General features: G+C 62.1%; 14 protein-coding genes. All 14 read left to right on the forward strand.

Features of this window, described 5'->3' with window-relative positions; genetic code table 11:
• The first annotated feature begins 101 nt into the window (after window positions 1–101).
• Window positions 102–1,040, forward strand: coding sequence for an OmpA family protein (locus Q5H93_RS01025; RefSeq protein WP_305004610.1), 939 nt, complete (start codon window positions 102–104; stop codon window positions 1,038–1,040).
• A gap of 79 nt (window positions 1,041–1,119) precedes the next feature.
• Window positions 1,120–1,554, forward strand: coding sequence for a dUTP diphosphatase (dut, locus tag Q5H93_RS01030; RefSeq protein WP_305004611.1), 435 nt, complete (start codon window positions 1,120–1,122; stop codon window positions 1,552–1,554).
• Window positions 1,555–1,644: 90 nt separating this feature from the next.
• Entirely contained in the window at window positions 1,645–2,655 is a 1,011-nt protein-coding gene (locus Q5H93_RS01035) for a sugar phosphate nucleotidyltransferase (RefSeq protein WP_305004612.1), read from the forward strand.
• 214 nt (window positions 2,656–2,869) lie between these two features.
• Complete coding sequence (locus tag Q5H93_RS01040; RefSeq protein WP_305004613.1) at window positions 2,870–4,660, forward strand: tetratricopeptide repeat protein; 1,791 nt, start codon at window positions 2,870–2,872, stop codon at window positions 4,658–4,660.
• A 61-nt stretch (window positions 4,661–4,721) separates the two neighbouring features.
• Window positions 4,722–5,534 carry a lipoprotein insertase outer membrane protein LolB1 gene (lolB1, locus tag Q5H93_RS01045; RefSeq protein ID WP_305004614.1) on the forward strand — a complete coding sequence of 271 codons (813 nt, stop codon included), beginning with the start codon at window positions 4,722–4,724 and terminating at the stop codon, window positions 5,532–5,534.
• 15 nt (window positions 5,535–5,549) lie between these two features.
• Window positions 5,550–7,061, forward strand: a complete 1,512-nt coding sequence (locus Q5H93_RS01050) for a murein hydrolase activator EnvC family protein (protein WP_305004615.1) — start codon at window positions 5,550–5,552, stop codon at window positions 7,059–7,061.
• 306 nt (window positions 7,062–7,367) lie between these two features.
• A complete protein-coding gene (locus tag Q5H93_RS01055) occupies window positions 7,368–10,514 on the forward strand; it encodes a SusC/RagA family TonB-linked outer membrane protein (protein WP_305004616.1) in 3,147 nt (1,048 codons plus the stop codon).
• Between the two features lie 38 nt (window positions 10,515–10,552).
• The gene (locus Q5H93_RS01060; protein WP_305004617.1) at window positions 10,553–12,061 is read left to right on the forward strand and encodes a RagB/SusD family nutrient uptake outer membrane protein; all 1,509 of its coding nucleotides are present in this window, start codon (window positions 10,553–10,555) and stop codon (window positions 12,059–12,061) included.
• Window positions 12,062–12,170: 109 nt separating this feature from the next.
• Complete coding sequence (locus Q5H93_RS01065) at window positions 12,171–13,247, forward strand: glycoside hydrolase family 43 protein (RefSeq protein ID WP_305004618.1); 1,077 nt, start codon at window positions 12,171–12,173, stop codon at window positions 13,245–13,247.
• Window positions 13,248–13,284: 37 nt separating this feature from the next.
• A complete protein-coding gene (locus tag Q5H93_RS01070) occupies window positions 13,285–14,979 on the forward strand; it encodes a family 43 glycosylhydrolase (protein ID WP_305004619.1) in 1,695 nt (564 codons plus the stop codon).
• Between the two features lie 26 nt (window positions 14,980–15,005).
• The gene (locus tag Q5H93_RS01075) at window positions 15,006–16,205 is read left to right on the forward strand and encodes an aldose epimerase family protein (protein WP_305004620.1); all 1,200 of its coding nucleotides are present in this window, start codon (window positions 15,006–15,008) and stop codon (window positions 16,203–16,205) included.
• A 180-nt stretch (window positions 16,206–16,385) separates the two neighbouring features.
• Window positions 16,386–18,110, forward strand: a complete 1,725-nt coding sequence (locus Q5H93_RS01080) for a ribulokinase (protein WP_305004621.1) — start codon at window positions 16,386–16,388, stop codon at window positions 18,108–18,110.
• On the forward strand, window positions 18,107–18,808 hold the full coding sequence (locus Q5H93_RS01085; RefSeq protein WP_305004622.1) for an L-ribulose-5-phosphate 4-epimerase: 702 nt from the start codon (window positions 18,107–18,109) through the stop codon (window positions 18,806–18,808). Before Q5H93_RS01080 ends, Q5H93_RS01085 begins: the two co-directional genes overlap by 4 nt.
• Before the next feature lie 127 nt (window positions 18,809–18,935).
• Entirely contained in the window at window positions 18,936–20,420 is a 1,485-nt protein-coding gene (araA, locus tag Q5H93_RS01090) for an L-arabinose isomerase (protein ID WP_305004623.1), read from the forward strand.
• Window positions 20,421–20,422 lie beyond the last annotated feature (2 nt).

A 20,422-nucleotide genomic window follows, 5' to 3' on the forward strand; every position in this document is an offset into this window, starting at 1 on the left:
ATCCTACGCCCGATATAACTAACCGCATTACGATGGACAGGCATCAACCCAAACCAGTGGTCGGACTCGGCAGTAAGGCCATAGCGTGGCTGATAACATTGGTGTTTGCTCTTACGCCGGCATGGGCGCAGGACCAGGGTACGCCCCAGGCGTTGCCCGCCGGTGATGGCTTGATGGGCTATTACTACCGCGGTGCCAACTTCGACCAGCTGGTGCTAAGCCGACGCGATACCACCCTTGATTTCGACTGGAATTTCCGCCCGCCCGGCCCCGGCTTGCCTAACGAGCACTTCTCGGTGCGCTGGACGGGCTGGCTGCTGGCCCCCGCCACGGGGCGCTTCCTGCTGCACGCCCGGGTCGACGATGGAATGCGGGTGTGGATTGATGATGAGCTGGTGCTTGACGAGTGGCGCCCGCAGGTAGTGAGCGACTTCACGGCTACCGTGACGCTCAAACAGGGCACCGCTCACCGCCTCCGGGTCGAATACTTTCAGGATATCCTGCATACCCGCGCCTTTCTAAACTGGTCACCCCCTGACGAGTCGAACACCGACCGCCGCGCCAATGCCCGGCAGCCCATCCCGACGCGCTACCTGTTCAGCACCGACCCTGGGCTTACTCCCGTGGCAAGCGTAATGGTGCCGCCGCCGGCTGCCCCCGCCGATACGAGCCGTAGCGCCCAACTAACTCAATTGCAGAAAGGCGAAGACCTTACTTTGCCCGAAGTACACTTTCAGCGAGGGCAGGCCACGCTGCTGCCCGTGGCCCAGGCGGCCCTCAACCGGCTCGCCGCCGCGCTGCAGGCCACGCCCGAGCGCCGGTTTGAAGTGCAGGGCCACACCGACAACATGGGCGAGCCCGAGCTTAACCGCCAGCTTTCCCAGCGCCGGGCCGAAGCTGTTTGTCGCTACCTCATCGCGCGTGGTGTTGCTACCAGTCAGTTAACTCCCAAAGGCTACGGCAGCACGCAGCCCGTAGCCGACAACGCCGACCCGGCCCAGCGCGCCCGTAATCGGCGGGTAGTGCTGCATCGGCTCTGAAATGCGCGGGCCCCGACGTAAGCATAGCGGCGCGGCGGCGAGCTACCTTCGCACCCGCTAACCTACCAGCCCGCCAGTTTTGCAAATCCCCGTCATCAACGCCTCCGGCCACCCGCTGCCCGAATACCAGACCGCCCACGCCGCCGGCCTCGACCTGCGCGCCCACTTAGAAGAACCTGTTACTCTGGCCCCGCTGGAGCGTGCCCTCATTCCCACCGGCCTGAGCCTGGAAATTCCGGTCGGCTACGAGGCCCAGGTGCGCCCGCGTAGCGGGCTGGCCGTGAAGCACGGCATTGGCATCGTGAACAGCCCAGGCACCATCGACGCCGACTACCGCGGCGAAGTACGTGTTCTGCTGGTTAATCTGTCGAATGAGCCTTTCGTAGTGCGCGATGGCGAGCGAATTGCCCAGCTCGTGGTGGCCCGGCACGAAACAATAACCTGGGAGCCCGTCGAGACGTTGAGTGAAACCCAGCGCGGCACCGGTGGCTACGGCAGCACCGGCGTCGGCTAGGTGGCCGGGCCCGATAAAATTTTTAAAATCGGGTATTGCCACCATCTTTGCCTTCCCAACCACTTCAACACCTCACCCAACCTTTCTCTCGTGAAAATCATCGTCCCGATGGCTGGCATGGGCAAGCGCATGCGCCCCCACACCCTCACCGTTCCTAAGCCCCTGATTCCCATTGCCGGTAAGCCCATCGTGCAGCGTCTGGTCGAAGACATCGCCAAGGTCTGCGGCGAGGCCGTGGACGAGGTGGCGTTCATCATCGGTCGCTTCGGCGAAACCGTGGAGAAAAGCCTGATTGCCATTGCCGAATCGGTAGGCGCTAAGGGCACCATCGTGTACCAGGACGAGCCGCTGGGCACCGCCCACGCCATTCTCTGCGCCAAGGAGTCGCTGAGCGGCCCGCTGGTCGTGGCCTTCGCCGACACGCTTTTCAAAGCTGATTTTACCCTCGATTCGAGCGTGCCCGGCACCATCTGGGTGCAGCGCGTGGAAGACCCGCGCCCCTTCGGCGTGGTGAAACTCAACGAGCAGGGCCAGATTACGGAGTTCGTGGAGAAGCCCCAGGAGTTCGTGTCCGACCTCGCCATCATCGGCATCTACTACTTCCAGGACGGCGAGTACCTGCGCTCGGAGCTGCAATACCTGCTCGACAACGACATCAAGGACAAAGGCGAGTATCAGCTCACCAACGCCTTGGAAAACATGAAGAACAAGGGCACCGTGTTCGTGCCCGGCCAGGTAACCGAGTGGCTCGACTGCGGCAACAAGGACGCTACCGTGTTCACCAACCAGCGCTACCTCGAATACCTCAAGGAGCGCGGTGAAGAGCTGGTCGCCAAGTCGGCCAAAATCACCAACTCGGTGCTGCTGGAACCGGTGTACATCGGTGAAAACGCGGTGATTACCGATTCGGTAGTGGGCCCGCACGTTTCGCTCGGCGACGGCGCTACCGTCACGGACTCGCGCCTCTCGAACTCCATCGTGCAGCAGTCGGCCGTGGTAAAGTCAGCCGTGATTACCAACTCGATGGTCGGCAATCACGCCACCGTGAGCGGCCAGCCCCACGATTTGAGCCTCGGTGACTACAACCAGCTGAAAGTGTGATTTATGGAAGCTGTTAGCTTGTAGCTGCTAGCTATTAGCTTTCCTTCAGAACGAGGCTAACAGCTAGCAGCTACAAGCTAACAGCTAAGAAACGCTGCGACATTTTAAGCAATAATTACGTTACCAACGACGCGACCTTCTTGCGAGGGCCGCGTCGTTGCTTATTATTACCCGTAATTTCGTGGGCTGGGCTGCGGGCCCGGTTTTCTTGTCTATGCGTCAGGTTGCGTTTGCTTTGTTGATTGGTCTGGTTTTTAGCGGGGCGAGCTATGCCCAGCCCACGAGCGAAAAAGCGGCCGCGCCCGCCAAGCTCAGCCGCAAGGAACGTAAGGAATTGGCGCGCCGCGCCGAGGAGCAGGCCAAAAAAGGCCCCGTGAAACAGCTATCCGAGCACGACCGCGAGGTGAGCGAGGCGCTGTTTGTGGAAGGCGTGAAGTACGTGCTGCTGGAGGACTACACCAAGGCCCTGGAGCGCCTGCTGAAAGCCTACGCCCTGTCGCCGGAAAATGCGGCCGTCAACTACAAGATTGCCGAGGCCAACCTGCTGAGCGGCAATATGCGTGATGCCAACAACTACGCCGAAGCCGCCATCCGCCTCGACCCGAAAAACGCCTACTACTACCTGCTGCTGGCCCAGATTCAGGCCAGCCAGAAGCAGTATGACGCGGCCACTAAAACCTACGCCGCGCTGATTAAGGAAGTGCCCGATTCGGGCAACTACCTCTTCAATCTGGCCGATTTGTACCTGGCCCAGAATAAGATGACGGAGGCCCTGGCCACCCTCGACCAGGCCGAAAAGCAGTTCGGGCAGGTAGACGAGATTTCCTTCAAGAAGCAGCAGATTTTCCTCAAGCAAAACAAGCTCGATTTGGCGCTGGCCGAGGGCGAAAAGCTCATCGCCGCCAACCCCGACGAGCCGCGCTACGTGCTGGCCCAGGCCGAGATGTACGCCAGCAACAACAAGCTCGACGACGCCGTGCGCGTGGCCCAACAGGCCCTCAAAGCCGACCCCGACAACCCCCAGGCCCACATGATTCTGGCCTCGGTGTATCAGCAGCAGAAGAAAAAGCCCGAAGCCGAGCAGGAGCTGAAGCTGGCCTTCAACTCGCCCGCGCTCGACATCGACGATAAGGTGCGCATCCTCGTCGGTTTCATCAAGCAATTGCCCGACCCGTCGGTGAATCAGACGGCGCTCGACCTGGCCGCCGCCACCGTGCGCGTGCATCCGAAGGAAGCCAAGGCCTATGCCGTGGCCGGGGATGTGCAGACCTTGACCGACCACAAAAAAGATGCGCGCGACACCTACCTCAAGGCGCTGAAGCTCGACAATTCCAAGTTTCAAATCTGGCAGCAAGTCGTGCTGATTGATGCCGAACTCAACCAGACCGATTCGCTGCTGGCGCACACCGACCGGGCGCTGGAGCTGTTTCCGAACCAGGCGGCGCTGTGGTTTTATAACGGCGTGGGCTACCAGCTGAAAAAGCAGCCCGCGAAGGCAGCGAAGTCGCTGGAGCGCGGGCGTAAGCTGGTGGCGGGCAACACGGAACTGCTGGGTCAGTTTGATTCCTCGCTGGGCGACGTGTACCACGAGCTGAAGCAGTACGAGAAGTCGGACGCGGCTTACGAGTCGGCGCTGGCCAGCGACCCGAACAACGTGGGCGCGCTCAATAACTATAGCTACTACCTGTCGTTGCGCGGTGAGAAGCTCGACAAGGCCAAGCAGATGTCGGCCCGCACGCTCAAGCTTTTCCCGGACAATGATACCTACCTCGACACCTACGCCTGGGTACTGTATAAAATGAAGGATTACGCCGGGGCGAAGGAAAACCTGGAAAAAGCGCTGAAAACCACGCAGGATGCGGCCGTTATCGAGCACTACGGTGATGCGCTGTACCAGCTGGGCGACAAGGAGAAAGCCCTGGCCGAGTGGCAGCGCGCCAAAAAAGCCGGCACCGGCTCCGAGTTTCTGGACCGTAAAATCAAAGAGCGCAAATTGGTGGAATAGCTGGTAGCCGGGCGGCCGTTTGCGTAGAAGGCCGACCAGTTTGCAACTTTACGAATTACTCATGTTTTCTTACCGACTGCCTTTTATCTCCGGCCTGCTGGCTTTCACGCTGCTGAGTAGCTGCCACCGCAAAGTGGTGCCGACTACTACGGCTGCCGGGCCGGGCACTTCCACGCCCGTAGCTGCGCCGCAGGGCATGGAGCCCAGCCTGCCGGCTCTGAAGCCGGTGAATACCGCGTTCGAGTTTCTGAATGCCAAGGGCAAGGCAACCATGGAGTTAAAGGGGGACAAGAAAACCGTCAGCATATCGGTGCGGATGCAGCGTGACAAGGCTATTTGGATGTCGGCCGGACTGGCCGGTTTCGAGGGCGCCCGGGTGCTGCTGACTCCCGACTCGGTGCGTGTGATTAACCGCCTCGAAAACACCTATTTTGCGGGCGGTTACGATTATCTGAGCCAGCTGCTGAACGTGCCGGTGAGCTTCGCCGACATGCAGGCGCTGCTGCTCGGCGATTACCTGCCCGCCCCGGCCGGCAGCAAGCCCACCCTCGAAACCGAAGCTGGCGACAAGCAGCGCGTGCGCTACCCCCGCCAGAACGTGAGCGTGGAGCGCCTGCTGCTGGCCACCACCGGCCGCGTACAGCAGTTGAAGGTGAGCGAAGCCGCCCAAAAGCGCAGCCTGACCGTGGATTACGGCGACTTTAAGCCGCTGGAAGAAGCTGCCGGCCTGCCATTTGCCAACAATCTGAATGTGCAGGCGCAGCAACCGAGCGGCGCCACCACGGCGTCGGTGAGCTACAGCAAAGTGAGCGTGGGCAGCACGCCGCTGGAGTTTCCTTTCGACGTGCCAAAGGGCTTTAAGCGTACCAAATAATTTCGTTAGCAGGTTTTGAGTAAGGCGCAGGCGAATCGACAGGCAGAGCAGGGCGGCGGGCGGCAGTCCGGTGGCGGGCGTGGCCTTGCGAGGCTGTGGCTGTTGGTGCTGGCCGTGTTGCTGCTGGCCGCGCCCGCCGGGGCCCAGCAGCGCCGCAAAAAGCAGCCGGCCAAGAAAACAACTCGCACGACCACCCGCACCAAGCGCCAGAGCCGCCCTAAGAGCAAGGAGCAGCTGGAGCGTGAGCGTCAGGCCAACCTGCGCCAGATTGCCGAGGCTGGTCAGCAGCTCAATAAAACCCAGGAAAAGAAAAAGGCCAGCCTGGGTCAGCTCAACGTTATCAAGGAGAAGCTGACGCAGAAGCACGAGGTTATTGCGGGCATTTCGACCCAGTTGAAAGGCATTGAAACCGGGGTGAACCAGACGGCGCAGCAGGTGCTGAAAACCCAGAAAAACCTGGCCGAGCTCAAGGCCGAATACGCCCGGCTGCTGTACACGGCTTCCAAAACGTCGAGTGGCTTCAACCGGCTCATGTTTCTATTTGCCTCGGAGTCGTACAACCAGTTTAGCTTGCGGCTGCGCTACATCCGGCAATACACCGAAGAGCGGCAGCGGCAGGCGGCGCGCATCATGGGCACGCAGCAGCGGCTGCACCAGCAGCTGACGGGCCTCACCGAGCAGCAGAAACGCAAGAGCCAGCTGCTCAACGCCCAGCTTTCGGAAAACCAGAACCTGCTCAGTCTCAAGACGCAGCAAGACCAGATGGTGCAGCAGCTCAGCCAGCAGGAGCAGGGCCTGCGCCAGGAGCTGGAGCAGCGCCAGCAGGCCGTGCGCCGCCTCGACAACCTGATTGCCGACCGCGTGCGCGAAGAAATTGCCCGCGCCGCCCGCGCCGAGCGGTTGGCGGCCCGCCGCGCCGCCGCCCGGCGCTCCACCGCCTCGCGCAGCAGCGGCCGCAGCAATACCCGTAGCGAAGAGCGCACCGAAACCGCCGACGCCCGCGACGATGCCTCGGCCAACCCCGATGCCGACGCGCCCGAAACCGCCGCCGAAGCCGCCGCTGACCGCCGCGCTACCCGCGTCGCCCTCACGCCCGAAACGGCGCTGATTTCCTCGTCCTTTGCGGGCAATAAGGGGCGGTTGCCCTGGCCCGTGAGCCGGGGCTTTATCAGCCAGCACTTTGGACGGCACCAGCACCCGGTGCTCAAGCACGTGGTGATTGACAACCGGGGCGTGGATATCCAGACCGACGAGGGCGCGGCCGTGCGCTCCTGCTTCGATGGCAAGGTGCTGACAATTACGAACATCGCCGGCATGGGCACGATTGTCATGATTCAGCACGGCGACTTTTTTACGGTGTATGCCAAGCTGCGCTCCGTGAGCGTGAGCGTGAACCAGCACGTGAGTGCGCGGGAAGTCATCGGCACGGTGGCCACCAATGGCGAGGGCACGTCCGAAGTGCAGTTTCAGGTGTGGCACAACTCCTCGAACCTGAACCCGGAGACCTGGCTGGGGCGGAAACGCTAGCGGCAGCGCATTTTTAATTGAGGTAGGGGAGTAGCGCGGGCTGGTAGCCAGCGCGCCGAACCGGCATGTGCTTTGGGGGCCGACTAGCGTAGTACGGCCTGCAAATGCGGGTGAAATTCGCGCCAAAAAGTGCGTGTAAAACGGCGTGGAAGCTGTGAATTAATTAGGGGAAGCGCTGCAGGATAAATTTTAATGGTCTGTCAATCAGAAGTGCGAGTTGTTGAAAAAATATTTGCACAAACGATTGTGTAAACACAAACGATTGTGTTACCTTTGCCGTAGTTCCCACTCAAAACACCACACTCAATGAAGAAGCCTGTACCCAAAATGCCCCGGCTGGTACTTCCGGTTCTGCTCGGCTGTTTGCCTATTCAACCGTTGCTGGCCGGCGCGCCGGTGGGCGGAACGGCATTTGCCTTCAGCACGACGGCCCGGCCCGCCGCCCCGATTTCCGGCCGCGTAACCGATGCCAACGGCCAGGGCCTGCCCGGCGTGAGCGTGATGGTGGCCGGCACTACCACGGGCACCAGCACCAATTCCGAGGGCCAGTTTACGCTGGATGCGCCGGCGGGTGCTGTGCTGTCTTTCAGCTACGTGGGCTACGTGACGCAGAGTGTGACGGTCGGCTCGGAGGCCACTATCAACGTGCAGCTGCAGGAGGACATCCAGAAGCTGAACGAAGTAGTGGTGGTGGGCTACCTGACCCAGGACCGCCAGAACGTGACCAGCGCCGTGAGTACCGTGGACGTACGCGAATCTGCCAAAGCACCGGTACCTACGCTGTCGCAAGCCATTCAGGGCCGGACGCCGGGCGTGCTGGTGGAAGGCTCGGGGGCACCAGGTGCCACGCCTTCCATCGTCATTCGCGGGGTAGGCAGCCTGGCTCTGACCAGCCAGCCGCTCTACGTAATTGACGGGCTGTGGACGGACAACATCCGCGACCTGAGCCCGACCGATATTGCCTCGGTTACCGTGCTGAAAGATGCTTCTTCGACGGCCGTGTACGGCTCGGCTGGTGCTAACGGCGTGGTGGTTATCACCACGAAGCGGGGCCAGTCAGGAGCTCCTAAAATCAGTTTCAACGGCTACCGCGGTATCGAAAACGTGTACCGCCGCTACGACCTGACCAACGCCAGCGAGTGGGCCGACCGCAGCGCCACGGCTTCCATCAACGCGGGCGTGCCGGTGCTGCCGGGTGCTGATAAAGCCAACGGTACTTTCAACCCGAACGTGGACACCGACTGGCAGAATGAGTTCTTCCAGACCGGCACGGTGCAGGACTATAACCTGACGATGTCGGGCGGCACCTCGGACGGCAAAAACGCCAGTAACTTCCTCATCTCGGGTGGCTACTTCAACCAGGAAGGCATTGCCAAAGGCCCCAACTTCGAGCGCTACAGCGTACGCCTGAACTCGGGCCTGCGGCGGGGGCGCCTGAAAATTGGCCAGAGTGCGCTGCTGACGCACATCAACACGACGCTGCTCAATAACTACCCGTTCATTGACATCCTGACGATTCTGCCCAGCATTCCGGTCTACGACAACACGCACAGCAGCGGCTTCGGCTTCGGTAGCACGGGCAGCCTGCCCACCTACTCGGTGAACCCGGTGGGCGCGCAGCAGATTCTGAGTCGCACGCAGTCGAACAACCGCCTGCAGGGCAGCGCTAACGCTGAGTTTGCCTTCACCGACTACCTGAGCTACCGCCTCAATCTGGGTTTGGAGATGCACCTCTTCGCCGACCAGGATGCCCGCAAGGGCGGTGCCATTCGCCTCGGCGACCCGGACGTGGACCAGGATTTCCTGTACCAGAACCGCGGCACGGCCAAGACCCTGCTGGTCGAAAACACCCTGAATTTCAACAAGCGCTTTGGTAGCCACAGCGTGAACGCGCTGCTGGGCTACTCGGAACAGAAGTACGACTTCAGCAACACCAGCGGCCGGGCGTCGGGCTTCAACTCGGTGCCGCAGTATTACTTCGTGCTCAATGCCGGCACCAACCGCGCCTCGGCGCCCACGGTGGGCGGCATTGCCGACGAGTGGGCCAAACGCTCGTTCTTCAGCCAGCTGACTTACGACTACAAAGGCCGCTACCTGCTGACCGGCAGCTTCCGGCGCGACGGCTCGTCGCGCTTCGACCCGACCCGGCGCTACGGTAACTTCGGCGCCGGCTCGGTGGGCTGGCGCGTGAGCGAAGAGGAATTCTTCAAAACCGCCGTGCCGGTGGTGAGCAACCTGAAGCTGCGCGCCAGCTACGGCGTGAACGGTAACGACAATCTGTTCAGCTCGTACCTGTACCAGGCCACGGTAAACCAGAACGTAAACTACATCCTGGGCAGCGGCCAGACGCTGACCAACGGTGCCATTCAGATTGGCTTTGCCAGCCAGGATATTCACTGGGAGTCGCGCTACACCACCGACTTCGGGCTCGACATGGGCTTGATGGAAAACCGGTTGACCCTGAGTGCCGACTATTACAGCTCGACCACCAAGGACGCCCTTATCAACCCGCCCCTGCCCACGTACCTGGGCAGCTTCAACGCCGCGCCGTATACCAACCTGGGTGAGATTCGCAACCAGGGCTTCGAGTTGGCGGTGGGTTACCACGACAACCGCAAGGCCTTCACCTGGGGCGTCGATTTATCGCTGACGACGCTGAAAAACGAGGTCATTCAACTCTCCGAAACGCTGCCGGCCATCCCCGGTCACCTGGGCCTCACCCGTACCGAAGTGGGCCAGCCCATCAGCCGTCTCTACCTGATTCCGATGGAAGGCATCTTCCAGAGCCAGGAAGAAGTGGACAACTACCGTAGCGCCGACGGCAAAGTCATTCAGCCCTATGCTTCGGCCGGCGACGTGAAGTATAAGGACGTGGACGGCGACGGCATCATCGACCTCGACAAAGACCGGGAGTTCGTGGGCCAGCCCTTCCCCACGCTGCAGGGTGGCCTGAACCTGACGGCCGGCTACAAAGGCTTCGACCTGTCGGTGTTCTTCCAGGGCGTGACGGGTAACGACGTGTTCAACGTGGGCCGCTTCGCCCTCGACCAGCTCAACGGCCCCACCAACTACCGCCGCGACCTGGAGCCCTGGACGCCCGAAAACCAGTCGAACACCACGCCGCGCCTGCTGCAGATTGGCGGCACCGGCAACGTGGGCACCGCCGCCGTGATGAACAGCCTGCGCCAGACCACCCGCTGGGTGGAAGACGGCAGCTACCTGCGCCTGCGCAACATCCAGCTGGGCTACACCTTCCCCAAAGCCCTGACCAGCCGCGTGCAAAGCCTGGGCTCGGTGCGAATTTACGTGACGGGCCGCAACGTGTTTACCCTCACCAAATACCTGGGCTACGACCCTGAAACGCCCGGCGTGGGCACCTTTGGCCGCGGCATCGACGACGGCAGCTACCCCAACGTGCGCGCCTTCACCGGCGGCCTGCAGGTTGAGTTTTAAGCGCCGCCCGCTCGTCCCACCTTTAGCTTCTTACTCCCATGTTCGTTCGTAAAATTTCCATTGCCCTGGCCGCCGGCCTGCTGTTGTTCAGCACGAGCTGCAAAGACGACCTGCTTGATAAAGTAAATCCCAACGAACCCTCGACGGGCTCGTTCTGGAAAAGCTCGGAAGACGCCACCCGTGCCGTTACGGCCATGTACTCGGGGCTGCAATACATTGGCACCTTCAGCCAGCGCTGGCACTTCGCTACCATTCCGCGCTCCGACGAAGCATTCAGCGTCAGCCCCTATGCCGAGCTGGCCAACTACACGCGCTTCATCCAGGCCAACACCATGTTCGAGTACTCGAACTTTATGTGGATTGACTTTTACCGGACCATTTTCCGGTGCAATCAAATCCTGGAGCGCGTGCCGGCCATCGACATGGACGAAAACCTGAAGAAGCGCCTGCTCGGCGAAGCTCACTTCGTGCGCGCCCTGTGCTACTACGAAATGGGCTCGCTCTTCGGCAACATTCCCCTGAACCTGAGTGCGGCCAACGCCAACACCCGCTTCCCGCAGGGCACGGTGGCCGAGGTACAGGCCGCCGTGATTGCCGACCTGCAAGCTGCCAAGCCCGACCTGCCCCTGACCTACGACGCCGCCAACAAGGGCCGCGCCACCCGCGGGGCTGCTACCGCCCTGCTCGGCAAGGTGTACATGATGCAGCGCCAGTGGGCGCTGGCGTCGGCTGAATTCGCCGAAATCATCCGCGACAACCAGTATGCGCTGGTGCCCAACTACCTCGACAACTTCACGATGAGCAACGAAAACAACAGCGAGTCGGTGTTCGAGGTGCAGTTTTCGGATTACTCCACCACCGGCGGCCAGGACCTGGCCGGGGTGTCGGAGGGCAACGAGCGGGCGCAGTTCTTCGCGCCGCCCGGCATCGGCTACACCGACGTGGAAGCCCGCCGCTGGATTTTCCAGGAGTTCAACGAAACGACGGTATCGGGCGCGCCCGACCCGCGCCGCGAGGTGACGCTCATCAGCTCGGCCATCACCACGCCCACCATCTATGGCAAAACCTTCGGCGTGGGCGGCCTGAACCTGAACCCCTCGCGCTACTTCTGGCGCAAGTACCAGAATGACCGCACCCGCAACTTTGAGAACTTCTTCTCGGGCATCAACATCCGCCTGATTCGCTACGCCGACGTGCTGCTGATGCAGGCCGAAGCCCTCAACGAGCAGGGCCAGCCCGGGGCCGCCCTGCCGCTGGTAAACCAGGTACGCCGGCGCGTCGATTTGCCCGCCCTCACTGGTAGCCTCTCGCAGGACGATATGCGCACCCAAATCCGCCACGAGCGCGTGACCGAGCTCTCGGGCGAAGGTACCCGCTGGAACGACATCAACCGCTACGGCCTGCTCGACAACCAGGCGGGCATCGACGAGCTGCGCAGCCGCGACGCCGACTTCGCCAACTTCGTGCTGGGCAAGTCGAAGCTGCTCCCCATCCCGCAGGAAAACATCGACATCGACCCCAATATCAAGCAGAACCCCGGCTACTAAGCGCCGGCCGCTTCGGCCTGCTGCCCCACAGTTGCCCCGGCCCCGCGCCGGGGTCGCTGTGGGGTTTGGCGGTGCCAGACAACGCATTCTGGCGGGTTTTTATAAGGTTATGCAGCAAGTTTGGCTAGTGCGACTCGGTAAGGCGGCCCTGATGGCCGGGCTGGTAAGCGCGGCCGGCGCCTGCCAGGAAAAAAGCGACCCGGTGGTCATTGTGCCGCCCACCACCGCCAGCACCACCACGTTCCAGAACCCGCTCCAGGCTTCCGGCGCCGACCCTTTCGTAGCGCAAAAGGATGGCTATTATTACTACCTGCACACGACTTACAACGACCTGCGCATCTGGAAAACCGCCAAGATGTCGCGCCTGCGCGCCACGGCCGGCAAGGTAGTGTGGACGCCCCCGGCGCAGGGCGCCGCCTCGGGCAACCTGTGGGCCCCGGAGCTCTTTTTCCTCGATGGCAAGTGGTATCTCTACTACTCGGCGGGCCCGGCCGGCACCGACCTGGGCCGCCAGCGCACCTGGGTGCTGGAAAATGCCAGCGCCGACCCCACCCAAGGCACCTGGATTGACCGGGGCCGCATTTTCAGCCCCGTGGCCGACTACTGGGCCATCGACGGCACGGTGCTGGAACAGAACGGCAACCGCTACTTCATCTGGTCGGGCCACAACGGTATCGACGCCATTCAGCGCCTATATATCTCGCGCATGAGCAACCCATGGACCCTCACCGGGCCCCGCGTTGAGCTCTCGCACCCCGAGCATGCCTGGGAAAACGTGGGCCCGCCCTACGTGAACGAAGGCCCGGAAATCCTGCAGCGTAACGGCAAGACTTTTCTGGTGTACTCGGCCAGCTACTGCGGCACCGACCAGTACGTGCTGGGCATGCTCACCGCCAGCGACACCGCCGACCCGCTGAACCCGGCCTCGTGGACGAAATCGCCGCAGCCGGTGTTCGGCCAAAGCCCGGCCAACCGGGCCTACGCCACCGGCCACAACTCTTTCTTCAAATCGGTTGATGGCCAGGAAGACTGGCTGATTTACCACGCCAACTCCAACGCCAACGAAGGTTGCTTCGACAAGCGCAATACCCGCATGCAGAAGTTTGGCTGGAACCCCGACGGCACGCCCAATTTCGGCGTGCCGGTGGCCATCAACACAAATATTCTGAACCCCAGCGGCGAGTAGCTCATCTGGTTCCTCTTATCCCACCCACGCTATGACAATGACCGTATCTGAACACACTGGCGCTGTGCACCTTCGCTCGGCTATCTCCCGGTACTTCGCAGGGCTGCTCCTGCTGGCTGGCCTGGTGCTTGCGCGGCCCGCGCTGGCGCTCCAGGGTACGCTGGGCGCGCACGACCCTTCAACCATCGTGAAGGACGGCAACACCTACTGGACCTTCACGACCGGCCAGGGCATCACCAGCCTGTATTCGACCGACCTGGTGAAGTGGACGGCGGGCGCCCGGCCGGTTTTTCAGAACAACGTCTATCCTAGCTGGATAAATACCCGTGTGCCGGGCTTCACGGGTAATTTCTGGGCGCCGGAATGCATTTTCATGAATGGGAAATACTACCTGTATTACTCCTGCTCCAGCTTCGGCTCCCGCGTGTCGGCCATCGGGCTGGTGACCAACACCACCCTGGACCCCAACAACCCTGCTTACCGTTGGGTAGATGAGGGCGAGGTTATTTCGACCAACGGCGGCAGCTCGGTGAATGCCATTGACCCGGCCGTGTTCAAGGATTCTAACGGCGACGTGTGGTTTACCTACGGCTCGTATTTTGGCGGCCTCCGCACCACGCAGCTTAACCCCAGCACCGGCAAGGTAATCAACACCAGCAATCAGTTTGCGGTGGCCAACAATGACCCCGAAGCCGCCTGCCTCACCAAAAACGGTAATTATTATTACCTGTTTATCAACCGCGGGGCCTGCTGCCAGGGTAGCAACAGCACTTACTACATTCTGGTGGGACGCTCCACCTCGCCCACCGGCCCGTTCCTCGACCAGAATGGCGTGAGTTTGAACAACGGCGGCGGCACGGTGGTACTCAACGCCTCGGGCCGCTACGTGGGGCCGGGCCACGCGGGCCTGCTGGAAGAAGGTGGGGTAACGTACTTTTCGCACCACTACTATGATTTTGACGACAACGGTGCCCCCAAGCTGGGCCTGGCTAAGCTGACCTGGAGCGCCGCCGGCTGGCCCGTGGTGAGCCGCGACTGGGTGACGCCCGGCCGCTACGAAATCGCCGGCGCCAACGGCCTCGTGTGGGACGCCTGGGGCTGCACCGGCGTGAGCGGTCAGACCATTGCTCAGGGCACCCGGGCCGGCCTCGATTGCCAGAAATGGGACTTCGCGACGCTGGGCGACGGCGAATACAAAATCACCAATGCCCTGGGTGGCCTGGCCGCCAGCGTGGCCGGCTGCTCGGCCGCCAATGGTGCGCTGCTACAGTTGGGTACTTACACCTTCACCGGCTGCAAGCAATTCCGTCTGGAGCGGGCGAACAATGGCACGATGGTCATTGCCTCGCTCAATGGCAACCGCGTGGTGGAAGTGCCCAATAACTCAGCTACCGTGGGCCAGCAACTCGGCCTCTATGACTACAACGGTAGCGCCGGCCAGCGCTGGACGCTGACCAACACCGCCCTGAACACGGCGGCCAGCCAGCCGCTGCCGGGCGCCAGCATCTACCCCGTGCCCACCGCCGGCCGCTTCACCGTGGACCTCGGCCCGCAGCCCCGCGCCGAAGCCGTGACCGTGGAAATCTTCAACCTGCAGGGGCAGCGCGTGCACCGGCAGACCTTCGCCAGCCGCCCGACTACAGCCGTGGATGCGGCGCTGGTCCCCGGCCTCTACCTGGTGCAGGTGCGCCAGGGCCAGGGCCTGTTGAGCCAGAAAATCACGGTGCAATAAGCTGCTGACTAATTAATAACCTTGCCATGATTTCCCCGAACTCCTTCCGCCTGCTGACTTTGGGCCTTTCCGGCACGCTGCTGCTGGCGGCCTGCGAATCGAAAACCAGTTCCTCCAACGCTATGGAAACAACCGGCGCTGCGACCGACTCAACTGCCGTAGGCGCCACTGCCGCGCCCACCTCGGCTGCTTTCGGCAAAACCACTGATGGCACCGAAATACAGCTCTTTACTCTCACCAACGCCCACGGCCTCAAAGCCACCATCAGCAACTACGGTGGCACTCTCACCAGCCTGCTGGTGCCGGATAAGGACGGCAAGCTGGGTGACGTGGTGCTGGGTTTTGACGACGTGAGCGGCTACCAGAGCCCGGCTTTCCGCAAGTCCAACCCCTACTTCGGTGCCCTCATTGGCCGCTACGGCAACCGCATTGCCAAGGGCAAATTCACTATCGATGGCAAGACCTACCAGGTAGGCGTGAACAACGGCGCCAACTCCCTGCACGGCGGCAAAATCGGCTTCGACCAGCGCGTGTGGCAGGCTACGCCCGGCACCTCGGCCGACGGCCCGACGCTGACCCTCAAATACCTGAGCAAAGACGGTGAGGAAGGCTACCCCGGCAACCTGCAGGTGGCGGTAGTCTACACCCTCACCAACGACGACGCGCTCAAAATCGACTACACCGCCACCACCGACCAAGCCACGCCCGTCAACCTCACCAACCACGCCTACTTCAACCTCAGCCACGGCCAGAGCAAGGATATTCTGAAGCACGAAGTAACGCTGCCCGCCGACCGCTACACGGTGGTCGATGCGGCGCTGATTCCGACCGGCGAGCTGAAAGCGGTGAAAGGCACGCCCTTCGATTTCACCACGCCCCACGCCATCGGCGAGCGTATCGCGCAGGTGCCCGGCGGCTACGACCACAACTGGGTGCTAAACCAGACCACCGGCCAGCACTCGGCCGCCACCGTGTATGACCCCGCTTCGGGCCGCACCATGGAAGTCGTTACCGACCAGCCCGGCGTGCAGTTCTACACCGGCAACTTCCTCGATGGTACCCTCACTGGCAAGGGCGGCACCGTGTACGGCCAGCACGCCGGCTTCTGCCTCGAAACCCAGCATTTCCCCGATTCGCCCAACCAGCCCGCCTTCCCCGGCACGGTGCTGAAACCCGGCGAAACCTACCACAGCGTGACCAGCTACCACTTCGGCGTGCGGAAATAAAACAACTGAACCACATGGCCTGCCGCTGCCAGAATCGGTCCGACGCTCCCGGCGTCGGACCGGTGAAACGGTAAAAAACAAGTGAATGGTGCGGCCAGTCTACCCCAGTTTTCTCGCCCTCGCCTCTAACCGCCCATTCACTTTCTTACCCCGTCTCCGACCATTCACTTCCTGATTTCCGTGCAAAACCCAACCTCCCAACCCGCCTACGTTATCGGCATCGACTACGGCACCGACTCGGTGCGGGCGCTGCTGGTGAATGCCCACACCGGGGCCGAAGTAGCCCAGGCCGTGCATTACTACCCGCGCTGGAAAACCCTGCAATACTGCCGCCCCGCCAAAAACCAGTTTCGCCAGCACCCGCTCGATTACATTGAAGGTCTGGAAGCTACCGTGCGCAAAGTGGCCCAGCAGGTGCCCGCCGAACAGATTAAAGGCCTGGCCATCGACACCACCGGCTCGACGCCCGGCCCGGTAAACGCCGACGGTGTGGCCCTGGGTTTGCTACCCGAGTTTCAGGACAATCCCAACGCCCTGTTTGTGCTCTGGAAAGACCACACGGCCCTGGCCGAGGCCGCCGAAATCAACCACAAGGCCCGCACCTGGGGCGGCGAGGATTTTACCAAGTTCGAAGGCGGCATCTATTCCTCCGAGTGGTTCTGGGCCAAAATTGCCCACATCCTGCGCGAAGACGAGGCCGTAGCCGAAGCCGCCCACTCCTGGATGGAGCACTGTGACTGGATGACCCTGCTGCTCACCGGCGGCGACCTCGCCAGCTTCCGGCGCAGCCGTTGCGCCGCCGGCCACAAGGCCATGTGGCACGAGAGCTGGGGCGGCCTGCCCGCCGAGGAGTTTCTGACCCACGTCGAGTCGAAGCTGGCCGGATTACGCAATCGATTATTCACCGAAACTTACACTGCTGACCAGGTCGCCGGCCACCTTTCCGAAGAGTGGGCGCAACGCTTAGGTTTGACCACCAGTACCGTAGTAGCCGTGGGTTCCTTTGACGCTCACGCCGGCGCGGTGGCGGGCGAAATCGAGGCCTACTCAATGGTGAAAGTGATGGGCACCAGTACCTGCGACATCGTAGTAGCGCCCACGGCTGAAGTGGGCGACCACCTCGTGGCCGGCATCTGCGGGCAGGTCGATGGCTCGGTGATTCCCGGCATGCTGGGGCTGGAGGCCGGGCAGTCGGCCTTCGGCGACTTGCTGGCCTGGTTCCGCAACATCGTGGAGTGGCCGCTGCACAACGTGCTGTCCCACTCCAAGGTGCTGACTGCTGAGCAACAAGCCGACCTGCGCGAGGAAATGACGGACAATCTGATTGTTCACCTCAGCCAGGCCGCCGCCGCCGTGCATCCCGACGACTCCCACGTGCTGGCCCTCGACTGGGTGAACGGCCGCCGCACCCCCGACGCCAACCAGGCCCTGAAAGGTGCCCTCACCGGCCTCACGATGGGCACCAACGCCCCGCAGATTTTCCGCGCCCTCGTGGAAGCCATCTGCTACGGCTCCAAGCAAATCGTGGAGCGTTTCGAGTCGGAAGGCATTCCGATTAAACAGGTTATCGGCATCGGCGGCGTGGCGAAGAAGTCGCAGTTCGTGATGCAGACCCTGGCCGACGTGCTTGACCGGCCCATCAAAATCGCCGTCTCGGAGCAGGCGCCGGCCCTCGGCTCGGCCATGTACGCGGCCGTAGCCGCCGGCCTGCACGCCGACGTGCTCACGGCCCAGAAAGCCATGGGCAGCGGCTTTGCCGAAACCTACACCCCAAACCCCGACCGCGTGGCCGACTACGCCGCCCGTTACGCCCAGTATCAGGCCCTCGGCCGGTTCGTGGAAAGCGTGACGGTGGGGGAGGAACCCGTTGTTGAAACCGAAACCGCCGCCGTCACCACCGCATGAGCCAGTACCAAGCCCTGAAACAAGCCTGCTACGAGGCCAACATGCAGCTGCCCAGGCTCGGACTGGTGCTCTTCACCTTCGGCAACGCCAGCGTGGTCGACCGGGAGCGCCAGGTGTTTGCCATCAAGCCCAGCGGCGTGCCCTACGACACGCTCCAGCCCGAAGACATCGTCATTGTGGACTTCGACGGCAATGCTGTGGAAGGCACGAAGCGCCCCAGCAGCGACACCAAAACCCACGCCCTGCTATTCAAGCAGTGGCCGGGAATCGGCGGCATCGTGCACACCCACAGTACCTACGCCACCGCCTGGGCCCAAACGCAGCTCGACATTCCCATCCTCGGCACCACCCACGCCGACCACCTGACGGCCGACGTGCCCTGCGCCCCGCCCATGAGCGACGAGCTCATCGCCGGCGACTACGAACACCAGACCGGCTGGCAAATCATCAACGAGTTCGAGAAGCGCGGCCTCTCGCCCAGCGAAGTCGAGATGATTCTGGTGGGCAACCATGCCCCCTTCACCTGGGGCAAGACGGTGGAGAAAGCCGTATACCACAGCGCGGTGCTGGAGGAGCTGGCGCGGCTGGCGTATCTCAGCTGCACCTTGCGCCCGGGCGTGGAGCGGCTGAAGGATGCTTTGATTAAAAAGCACTACGAGCGCAAACACGGGGCGAATTCCTATTACGGACAGTCGTGAACTGTCATGCTGAACGCAGTGAAGCATCTCGCCCGCGTTACTAACTCTAACAATTGATTTACTACCACATGCGAGATGCTTTACTGCGTTCAGCATGACAGGTAAAAGATAACACCCCCCCTCTTCCATGATTGACCTTACCCACTACGAAGCCTGGTTCATCACCGGCAGCCAGCATCTCTACGGCCCCGAAACCCTCGAAGAAGTAGCTGTTCACTCGCAGGAAATTGCGAAGGAGCTGGACGCCAAGCTGCCCATCAAAATCGTGTTCAAGCCCGTACTCACGGGCTCCGAAGGCATCTACAAGCTGGTGCAGGAAGCCAACAATACGCCCAATTGCGTGGGCCTCATTGCCTGGATGCACACCTTCTCGCCGGCCAAAATGTGGATTAACGGCCTGAAAATCATGCAGAAGCCGCTGGCCCACCTGCACACGCAGTTCAACCGCGACATTCCCTGGGACACCATCAACATGGACTTCATGAACACCAACCAATCGGCGCACGGCGACCGGGAGTTTGGCTTCATCGGGGCGCGCATGGGCATCAAGCGCAAGGTAGTGGTCGGCCACTGGCAGGATGCGGCCGTGCACAACAGCCTTAGCATCTGGGCGCGCGTGGCCTCGGCCTGGGCCGACTGGCAGGGTGCCAAGTTCATCCGCTTCGGCGACAACATGCGCTATGTGGCCGTGACTGAGGGCGACAAAGTGGAGGCCGAAATCAAGTTCGGCTACTCGGTGAACACCTACGGCGTGGGCGACCTGGTGGCGGTAATCGACGCCGTGACCGACGCGCAAGTAGATGAGCTCATTGCCACTTACGAGCAGGAATACGAGCTGGCCGCCGACCTGCAGGCCGGTGGTGCCCAGCGCGACAGTCTGCGCGACGCCGCCCGCATCGAAACCGGCATGCGCAAGTTTCTGCAGGACACCGGTGCCAAGGGGTTCACCGATACCTTCGAGGACCTGCACGGGATGGTGCAGCTGCCCGGCATCGCTACCCAGCGTTTGATGGCCGAGGGCTACGGCTTCGGAGGCGAGGGCGACTGGAAAACCTCGGCCCTGGTGCGCGCCATGAAGGTGATGGGCGCCGGCCTGCCCGGCGGCAACTCCTTCATGGAGGATTACACCTACCACTTTGCGCCCGGCAACAACCAAGTGCTGGGCTCCCACATGCTCGAAATCTGCCCCAGCATCGCCGAAGGCAAGGTGCGGGCCGAAATCCACCCCCTCGGCATCGGCGGCAAGGCCGACCCGGTGCGTCTGGTGTTCAACTGCCCCGCCGGCGAAGGCCTCAACGCCACCATCGTGGACATGGGCAACCGCTTCCGCCTCATCGTGAACGAAGTGACGGCCGTGGCCCCTGAGGCCGAGCTGCCCCACCTGCCCGTAGCCCGCGTGCTCTGGAAGGTGAAACCCGACCTCGCCACCGGCGCGGCGGCCTGGATTCTGGCCGGCGGCGCCCACCACACCGGCTTCAGCCAGAACCTGACGGCCGAATACCTGGAAGACTTCGCCGAAATCGCCGGCATCGAGTACCTCATCATCGACGCCGACACCAAGCTGCGGACCTTCAAAAACGAGCTGCGCTTCAACGAAGTGGCCTTCAAGTAAGC

The organism is Hymenobacter aranciens (assembly GCF_030580865.1).
Classification (GTDB): Bacteria; Bacteroidota; Bacteroidia; order Cytophagales; family Hymenobacteraceae; genus Hymenobacter; species Hymenobacter aranciens.

What these genes read in the sequence shown, in the direction of transcription:
- lolB1 (WP_305004614.1), top strand. Translation starts at nt 4,722, where the DNA reads ATGTTTTCTTACCGACTGCCTTTTATCTCCGGCCTGCTGGCTTTCACG.
- araA (WP_305004623.1), top strand. Translation starts at nt 18,936, where the DNA reads ATGATTGACCTTACCCACTACGAAGCCTGGTTCATCACCGGCAGCCAG.
- Q5H93_RS01060 (WP_305004617.1), top strand. Translation starts at nt 10,553, where the DNA reads ATGTTCGTTCGTAAAATTTCCATTGCCCTGGCCGCCGGCCTGCTGTTG.
- Q5H93_RS01065 (WP_305004618.1), top strand. Translation starts at nt 12,171, where the DNA reads ATGCAGCAAGTTTGGCTAGTGCGACTCGGTAAGGCGGCCCTGATGGCC.
- Q5H93_RS01075 (WP_305004620.1), top strand. Translation starts at nt 15,006, where the DNA reads ATGATTTCCCCGAACTCCTTCCGCCTGCTGACTTTGGGCCTTTCCGGC.
- Q5H93_RS01055 (WP_305004616.1), top strand. Translation starts at nt 7,368, where the DNA reads ATGAAGAAGCCTGTACCCAAAATGCCCCGGCTGGTACTTCCGGTTCTG.
- Q5H93_RS01040 (WP_305004613.1), top strand. Translation starts at nt 2,870, where the DNA reads ATGCGTCAGGTTGCGTTTGCTTTGTTGATTGGTCTGGTTTTTAGCGGG.
- Q5H93_RS01085 (WP_305004622.1), top strand. Translation starts at nt 18,107, where the DNA reads ATGAGCCAGTACCAAGCCCTGAAACAAGCCTGCTACGAGGCCAACATG.
- Q5H93_RS01070 (WP_305004619.1), top strand. Translation starts at nt 13,285, where the DNA reads ATGACCGTATCTGAACACACTGGCGCTGTGCACCTTCGCTCGGCTATC.